Raw genomic sequence first — 9225 nt, 5'->3', positions numbered from 1 at the left:
AATTTAAAAGGCAAGACTCCTGTTGAGTACAGAAATCTTGCCTTAGGAAAATAGTTTAATCAAAAAGTTCAACTTTTGGGGTTCACTACACATCCCTCAATGCCAAAGGTGCTTTATAGTTATTATTAATATGTGTAATCGCTTTAACTATTATTTCATTTCTCGTGAAGTTAAATATATAACTATCAAATTCACTATAGTATATATGCATATAATTAATCAGTTTAATGACATTAATATCTGCCATCAGCAGATCTTCCTCATACACATAACGAATATAGTTCAGCATAGCTTTCTTCATGCCGCATTTGATTTCATGTGTTTTCTTGATTTTCCCCGAGATTCTTAAATAGTATTTATTAAAGTGGATTTTATTAATAGACAGACAAATAATACTGCCTTTAATACTTTGGATATGCGAGACTCTCATTTCCGGCGTAGTGATAAAGATATCTCCTGCCGAATACTCAGCTTTCCTTTCATCCATGATCATTTTTGCTCTGCCGCTTATCACAAAATATACTGTAATGTACTGGCTGTTATGCATTAATTCGAAATTACAAAAAGTTGAAGTAAAAATATTGTATGTACAGTCCATAGTTGCTGCTCCTATTAAGTTGATAAAATAACGCAAGATAATTCATAAAAATGGATATAAAAGTGATTAAAAAAGTGTAGTTAAAAGTGAAATGCAAACAAAAAGGGTCGTTTGCGAAGTGTGTGTTAAAGGGGTTCTCTTGTGAGAATTAACCTAACTATCATATAACAAAGTTGTTCAGAATAGAATACTTTTTCAAAAATTAATTAAGGTTAAATACAAAATCAGGGATTTCCCTATAGTATTGAAAAAGGTCGCACTCAATAAAGAGTACGACCTTTAAAACTAGCTATGGCTTAGTTTTATTTGTTGTCATCGTGGTTGCGACGTTTTCTGAATAATAGGATTGATCCTAGTACTGCAAATAATCCGCCGAATAATACACCACTATTTGAAGTGTTTTCACCTGTTTTTGGTAATGCTTTTGCTTTTTGAGCTGCTTTTTCAGGTGATTTTTGAGCTGCTTTACCAGAAGCTTGTTTAGAAACTTTTGCTTTCGCATTTGATGCTTTTGCTTCTGATGGTTTTGATGGTGCTTGTTTTGCATTGTTTGCTTTTGGTTCTTGAGGTTTCACTTTACCGTCTTTAGACGTTGGTACCCCTTCGCCATTGCTTTCTACAACTGCTGTTGCTGTTCTAGAAACATTGCCAGCTTCATCTACAGCTACTGCAGAAACTTTGTCTCCTGCTTTCAATGTTACGCATGATGGTACTTTAACAGTCCATTTACCATTTTGGTCTACTTGTGCTGTTGCAGTAGAACCATCTTTGAATGTCACTGTTACTGTTGTACCTGGCTCTGCAGTTCCTGAAACTGTTTTATCTCCAGTATGAACATTATTCACACATGGTGCTTCTGGTGCAACTGTGTCTTTTACAGTTGTAGTTGTTGTTTTCGATGTGTTGCCTGCTTTATCAATACTTACCGCATTGACAGTATCTCCATCTTTCAATACTACATTCGCAGGGACCTCTACTGTCCATTTACCATCTATGCCTACTTGTGTTGTTACAGTAGTACCGTCTGGGAATGTTACTGTTACTTTTGTACCTGGTTCTGCAGTTCCTGTGATGACTTTAGCACCTGCTTCAATTGGGTTAACAACTGGCGCATCTGGTGCAACTGTATCTTTTACAGTTGTAGTTGTTGTTTTTGATGTGTTGCCTGCTTTGTCAGTAATCACTGCTTTAACAGTATCTCCATCTTTCAATACTACATTTGCAGGGACATCTACTGTCCATTTACCATCTATGCCTACTTGTGTTGTTACAGTAGAACCGTCTGGGAATGTCACTGTTACTTTTGTACCTGGCTCTTTGCCTGTACCTGTAATTACTTTAGCACCTGCTTCAATTGAGTTAACAACTGGTGCTTCTGGCGCAATTGTATCATGTGCAGTAACTGTTACTTCAACTGTATCTTTTGTGCCGTCTGGATAAGTGACTACAACTTTTACTGTAGTTTTATCTCCTTCTAAAGCATCTTTCGGAGCAGTTACAGTAACTAAACCAGTTGATTTATCAACAGTTGCAGTCCATCCATGATCTTTGCCGCTGTTATTCACAACTTCGAAAGTTGAACCTGCTGGTACACGATCGCCTGTTTGAGGAATTACAACTGCTTGACCTGGGTTCACTTGGCTATCGTTGTAAGCTGGTTTGAACACATCAGCATCTGGTTGAGGAAGTACTGTAATTGTAACTGTTGTATGGTCTTTTGTGCCATCTGGGTAAGTCACTGTCACTGGTACTTCATATGTGCCTGGGATTGATCCGCTTGGAATTAATGTTGGATTATCCACTGTCACTTTTGGTTGGCTGCCATTAGTTGGGTAGCCTGGAACACTTACTCTTGAAACAATTTCATCAATTGTTGTATGACCGCCAAATGGTTTTTCAATTGGTTGTGTCACTGGTTCATAAGTGTCTGAGTCTTTCGGAGCTACTATTACTGTGACTGTTGTATGGTCTTTTGTGCCATCTGGGTAAGTCACTGTCACTGGTACTTCGTATGTGCCTGGGATTGATCCGCTTGGAATTAACGTTGGATTATCCACTGTCACTTTTGGTTGGTCACCAGTAGTTGGGAAACCTGGAACACTTACTCTTGAAACAATTTCATCAATTGTTGTATGACCGCCAAATGGTTTTCCGATTGGTTGTGTCACTGGTTCATAAGTGTCTGAGTCTTTTGGTTCCACAGTTACTTGAACAGTAATATAATCTTTCGTGCCGTCCGGATACGTCACTGTTACAGGTACTTCATATGTGCCTGGAACTGTTCCGTCTGGAATTAATGAAGTATCATCTACTGTTACTTTTGGTTGGTCACCAGTAGTTGGGTAGCCTGGTACTGTTACTTTTGATACGACATCTTCTGCAGTTGTAGGTGTACCATATGGTTTTTCTACTTTTTCAGCAGTAGGTTCGTATTTATCATTTAACGGTTGTGGTGCTACAACTACTTGTACAGTTACATGATCTTGTGAACCATCTGGATATGTCACTGTAACCGGTACTTCATAAGTACCTGGGACTTTTCCATCTGGAATCAATGCTGGGTTATCCACTGTTACTTTATATGGATTATCCGCTTTAGAATAACCTGGAATACTTACTTTTGATACGACATCTTCTACAGTTGTAGGTGTACCAAATGGTTTTTCTACTTTTTCTGTTGTCGGTTCAAAGATATCTGAATCTTTTGGTCCTACAGTTACTTGAACAGTAATATGATCTTTTGTGCCATCTGGGTAAGTGACCGTTACTGGTACTTCGTATGTGCCTGGGACTTTTCCATCCGGAATCAACGCTGGATTATCTACTGTTACTTTCGGTTGTTCTCCAGTAGTTGGGAAGCCTGGAACGCTTACTTTTGATATCACATCTTCAGCTGTTGTTGGTTGACCATATGGTTTTTCAATCGGTTGTACCACTGGTTCATAAGTGTCTGAATCTTTTGGCGCTACTACAACTGTGACTGTTGTATGATCTTTTGTGCCATCCGGATAAGCGACTGTTACTGGTACTTCGTATGTGCCTGGTACTTTTCCATCTGGGATCAACGCTGGGTTATCCACTGTTACTTTTGGTTGTGTTCCTTCTTTAGGGAAGCCTGGTACTGTTACTTTTGATGTTACTTCATCAGCTGTTGTCGGTGTGCCATATGGTTTTTCAATATTATCCACTGTTGGTTGGTACGTATCTGAATCTTTTGGTCCTACCGTTACTTTGACAGTAATTGTATCTGTTGTTTTATCAGGATATGTTACTGTAGCTGGTACTTCGAACTCTCCTGAAACTTGACCATTAGGGATTTTAGATTCGTCCACTGTTACTACATATGGTTGACCGTCTTTTGGATAGCCTGGAACTGTCACTTTATCTTTTACTTCATCAACTGTTGTTGGTGTACCGAAATGTTTAATAATTTCTCCTGCTCTTGGATCATATTTATCATTTTGCGGTTGTTCTCCAACTGTTACTTTCACTGTTACTTTATCAGTTGTGCCGTCTGGGTAAGTGACTGTTACTGGAACATCGTATGTGCCAGGTTGGTCACCTTTTGGTAATTTAGTCGGATCATCTACTGTTACTGTTGGTTGTTGACCTTCTTTAGGGAAACCTGGAACCGTTACTTTTGATACCACATCTTCTGCAGTTGTAGGTGTACCATATGGTTTTTCTACTTTTTCAGTAGTAGGTTCATATTTCGTATTATCCGGTTGTTTGCCCACTGTCACATTTACTGTTACATGGTCTTTTGTGCCATCTGGATATGTCACTGTTACATTTACTGGTGTTGTACCTTCAGTATTGCCATCAGGTAATTGTGATGGATCATCCACTGTTACCACTGGTGTGCCTTTATCTGCTGGGAAGTTTGGCACTGTTACTTTACCTTTCACTTCTTCAACTGTTGTTGGTGTGCCATAAGGTTTTGTTATTTCTCCAGCTGTTGGTTGGTACGTTTCTGAATCTTTTGGTCCTACTGTCACTTTGACATTAACAGTGTCTGTTGTTTTATCTGGGTAAGTCACTGTTACTGGAACTTCAAATTCTCCACTTGTTTGACCATCTGGAACTTTTGTTTCATATACTGTTACTACTGGTTGGTCACCTGTTGTTGGGAAGTTTGGCACTGTTACTTTGCCTTTTACTTCTTCAACTGTTGTTGGTGTACCGAATGGTTTTGTAATTTCTCCTGTTGTTGGCTCATATTTTGCATTATCTGCTTGTTCGCCAACTGTAACTTTAACTGTTACTTTGTCAGTTGTACCATCTGGATATGTCACTGTTACTGGAACTTCAAACACACCTGTTGTTTCACCATTTGGAACTTTAGTAGGGTCATCTACTGTCACTACTGGTGTACCTTTATCTGATGGGAAGTTTGGTACTGTGACTTTACCTTTTACTTCTTCAACTGTTGTTGGTGTACCAAATGGTTTTGTGATGTTTTCTACTGTTGGTTCATAAGTTGTAGAATCTTTTGGTCCTACCGTTACTTTGACATTGACTGTGTCAGTTGTTTTGTCTGGGTAAGTCACTGTTACTGGAACTTCGAATTCTCCACTTGTTTGACCGTCTGGAACTTTTGTTTCATCCACTGTTACTACTGGTTGGTCACCTGTTGTTGGGAAGTCTGGTACTGTTACTTTACCTTTTACTTCTTCAATTGTTGTTGGTGTACCGAATGGTTTTGTAATTTCTCCTGTTGTTGGTTCATATTTTGCATTATCTGCTTGTTCGCCAACTGTAACTTTGACAGTTACTTTGTCAGTTGAACCGTCTGGATATGTCACTGTAACTGGAACATCAAACACACCTGTTGTTTCACCATTTGGAACTTTAGTAGGGTCATCTACTGTCACTACTGGTGTACCTTTATCTGATGGGAAGTTTGGTACTGTGACTTTTGCTTTTACTTCATCAGCTGTTGTTGGTGTACCAAATGGTTTTATGATTTCACCAGCTACTGGTTGGTACGTATCAGAGTCTTTTGGACCTACTGTTACTTTGACATTGACTGTATCAGTTGTTTTATCTGTGTAAGTCACTGTTGCCGGTACTTCGAATTCTCCACTTGTTTGACCATCTGGAACTTTTGTTTCATCTACTGTCACTACAGGTTGATCACCTGTTGTTGGGAAGTTTGGTACTGTTACTTTGCCTTTTACTTCATCAACTGTTGTTGGTGTGCCATAAGGTTTTGTGATTTCTCCTGTTGTTGGTTCGTATTTCGCATTATCCGCTTGATTACCTACTGTAACATTTACTGTTACGTGATCTTTTGTACCATCCGGATATGTCACTGTCACATCTACTGGTGTTGTACCTTCAGTATTTCCATCAGGTAATTGTGATGGGTTGTCTACTGTTACCACTGGTGTGCCTTTATCTGCTGGGAAGTTTGGTACTGTGACTTTTGCTTTTACTTCATCAGCTGTTGTAGGTGTGCCAAATGGTTTTGTGATTTCGCCAGCTGTTGGTTGGTACGTATCTGAATCTTTTGGTCCTACCGTTACTTTGACATTGACTGTATCAGTTGTTTTATCTGGGTAAGTCACTGTTGCCGGTACTTCGAATTCACCACTTGTTTGACCGTCTGGAACTTTTGTTTCATCTACTGTCACTACATATGGTTGAGCATTTTCTGGATAGCCTGGAACTGTTATTTTACCTTTTACTTCATCCGTTGTTGTAGGTTGACCGTATGGTTTTGTAATTTCTCCGGCTTTCGGATCATATTTCGCATTATCTGCTTGATCGCCGACTGTAACTTTAACTGTTACTTTGTCAGTTGTACCATCTGGATATGTCACTGTTACTGGTACATCAAACACACCTGTTGTTTCACCATTTGGAACTTTAGTAGGGTCATCTACTGTCACTACTGGTGTACCTTTATCTGCTGGGAAGTCTGGTACTGTTACTTTGCCTTTCACTTCATCGGCAGTTGTCGGTGTACCATATGGTTTTGTGATATTTTCAAATGTTGGCTCATATTTTTCATTTTGTGGTTGTTCACCTGTTGTAACTTTGACATTTACAACATCAGTTGTGCCGTCTGGATATGTCACTGTTACTGGTACATCTACTGAACCTGGTGTTTGACCATTAGGAATTTTACTTTCATCTACAGACAATGTTGGTTGTGTACCTTCTTTAGGGAAGTCTGGAACACTTACTTTACCTTTCACTTCATCGGCTGTTGTTGGTGTACCAAATGGTTTTGTAATTTCACCTGTTGTCGGTTCATATTTTGCGTTATCTGCTTGATCGCCAACTGTAACTTTAACTGTTACTTTGTCTGTTGTGCCATCTGGGTATGTGACTGTCACTGGTACATCAAACACACCTGTTGTTTCGCCATTTGGAACTTTAGTAGGATCATCTACTGTCACTACTGGTGTACCTTTATCTGCTGGGAAGTCTGGTACTGTTACTTTGCCTTTCACTTCTTCAACTGTTGTCGGTGTACCGTAAGGTTTAGTAATATTTTCCACTGTTGGTTCATAAGTTGTAGAATCTTTTGGTCCTACTGTCACTTTGACATTAACAGTGTCTGTTGTTTTGTCTGGGTAAGTGACTGTCACTGGGACTTGGAATTCTCCTGACGTTTGACCGTCTGGTACTTTTGTTTCATCCACTGTCACTACAGGTTGATCACCTGTTGTTGGGAAGCCTGGTACTGTTACTTTGCCTTTCACTTCTTCAACTGTTGTCGGTGTACCAAATGGTTTTGTGATTTCTCCGGCAGTCGGATCATATTTTGCATTATCTGCTTGATTACCTACTGTGACTTTAACTGTTACTTTGTCTGTTGTGCCGTCTGGGTATGTCACTGTTACTGGTACATCGAATACACCTTCAGTTTGGCCATCCGGAACATTTGTCGGATCATCCACTGTTACCACTGGTGTACCTTTATCTGCTGGGAAGTCTGGCACTGTTACTTTGCCTTTCACTTCATCGGCAGTTGTCGGTGTACCAAATGGTTTTGTGATTTCACCTGTTGTCGGTTCATATTTCGCGTTATCCGCTTGGTTACCTACTGTAACTTTAACTGTTGCTTTATCAGTTGTGCCGTCAGGATATGTCACTGTTACTGGTACATCGAATTCTCCGCTTGTTTGACCATTTGGAACTTTAGTAGGATCATCTACTGTTACCACTGGTGTACCTTTATCTGTTGGATAATTTGGTACAGTCACTTTCGCTTTCACTTCATCGACTGTTGTCGGTGTACCGAATGGTTTTGTGATTTCGCCAGCTACTGGTTGGTACGTATCAGAGTCTTTTGGACCTACTGTTACTTTGACATTGACTGTATCCGTTGTTTTATCAGGATATGTCACTGTTACTGGAACTTGGAATTCTCCTGATGTTTGTCCGTCAGGAATTTTAGTTGTGTCCACAGTAAATACAGGTTGTTCACCTGATGCTGGATAATCAGGAACTGAAACTTTTCCTATAACTTCGTTAACTGTTGTATGTCCGCCATAAGGTTTTTCAATTTCTCCTGTTGTTGGTTCGTATTTTGCATTATCCGCTTGTTTGCCTACTGCGACTTTAACATTTGTTTTTTCACTCGTACCATCTGGATAAGTTACTGTTACAGGTACATTAAATACGCCTGTTGTTTCACCATTAGGTAATTCATTAGGTTTATCTACTGTAACTGTTGGTTGAGGACCTTCTTTAGGGAATCCAGGCACTGTTACTTTACCTTTGACTTCATCTGCACTTGTTGGTGTGCCAAATGGTTTTTCGATTGTTCCGCCTACAGGATTGTATTTATCTTTATCAGGTTGTTTGCCAACTGTAACTTTTACATTCACTTGATCAGTAGTGCCATCTGGGTAAGTTACTGTTACAGGTACATTGAACTCACCTGATGTTTGACCATTAGGAACTTTCGTATTATCCACTGTTAATGTCGGTTGAGGACCATTTGCTGGGAAGTTTGGAATACTTACTTTACCTTTCACTTCTTCAGCTGTAGTTGGAGTTCCGAACGGCTTAGTGATTTCTCCTGTTGTTGGTTCATACGTTTCACTGTCTTTAGGTCCAGTAATAACTGTGACTTCTACAGTATCTGTTGTTTTGTCCGGATATGTGACTGTTACTGGAACTTTCACTGTACCCGGTGTTTGACCGTTAGGGATTTTCGTTGTGTCCACTGTGTACGTTGGTTGCGCACCTGTTTTAGGGAAGTTTGGAACACTTACTTTGCCTTTTACTTCTTCCGGTGTCGCTGCTTGACCAAACGGTTTCGTAATTGTACCTGTTGTTGGTTGGTACGTATCTGAGTCCTTCGGACCTACCGTAACTTTTACATTCACTTTATCTGTTGTTTTATCCGGATAAGTGACTGTCACTGGGACTTGGAATTCTCCTGACGTTTGACCGTTAGGTAATTTGCTTGTGTCCACTGTGTACGTTGGTTGTGTTCCCCCTGCTGGGAAGTTCGGCACACTTACTTTGCCTTTCACTTCTGCTTCGCTTGTTGGTGTACCAAATGGTTTTGTAATTTCTCCTGTTGCTGGTTGGTACTTTTCATTTTGCGGTTGTTCGCCAACTGTTACCGGTACATTAACATGATCTTTTGTACCATCTGGGTA

General features: G+C 39.8%; 2 protein-coding genes. Both read right to left on the bottom strand.

Going from position 1 to position 9225, the window contains the following annotated elements; genetic code table 11:
- Nucleotides 1-85 precede the first annotated feature (85 nt).
- Complete coding sequence (locus DVJ99_RS11855) at nucleotides 86-487, bottom strand: hypothetical protein (RefSeq protein ID WP_162912207.1); 402 nt, start codon at nucleotides 485-487, stop codon at nucleotides 86-88.
- 413 nt (nucleotides 488-900) lie between these two features.
- A partial coding sequence (locus DVJ99_RS11850; protein ID WP_114604384.1) for a Rib/alpha-like domain-containing protein occupies nucleotides 901-9225 on the bottom strand: 8325 nt, incomplete at its 5' end.

This window comes from Staphylococcus sp. EZ-P03 (genome assembly GCF_003344575.1).
GTDB classification, from domain to species: Bacteria; Bacillota; Bacilli; order Staphylococcales; family Staphylococcaceae; genus Staphylococcus; species Staphylococcus simulans_B.
Note: the sequence above shows the minus strand (reverse complement) of the source record. Positions and strands in the feature narration are given on the sequence as shown.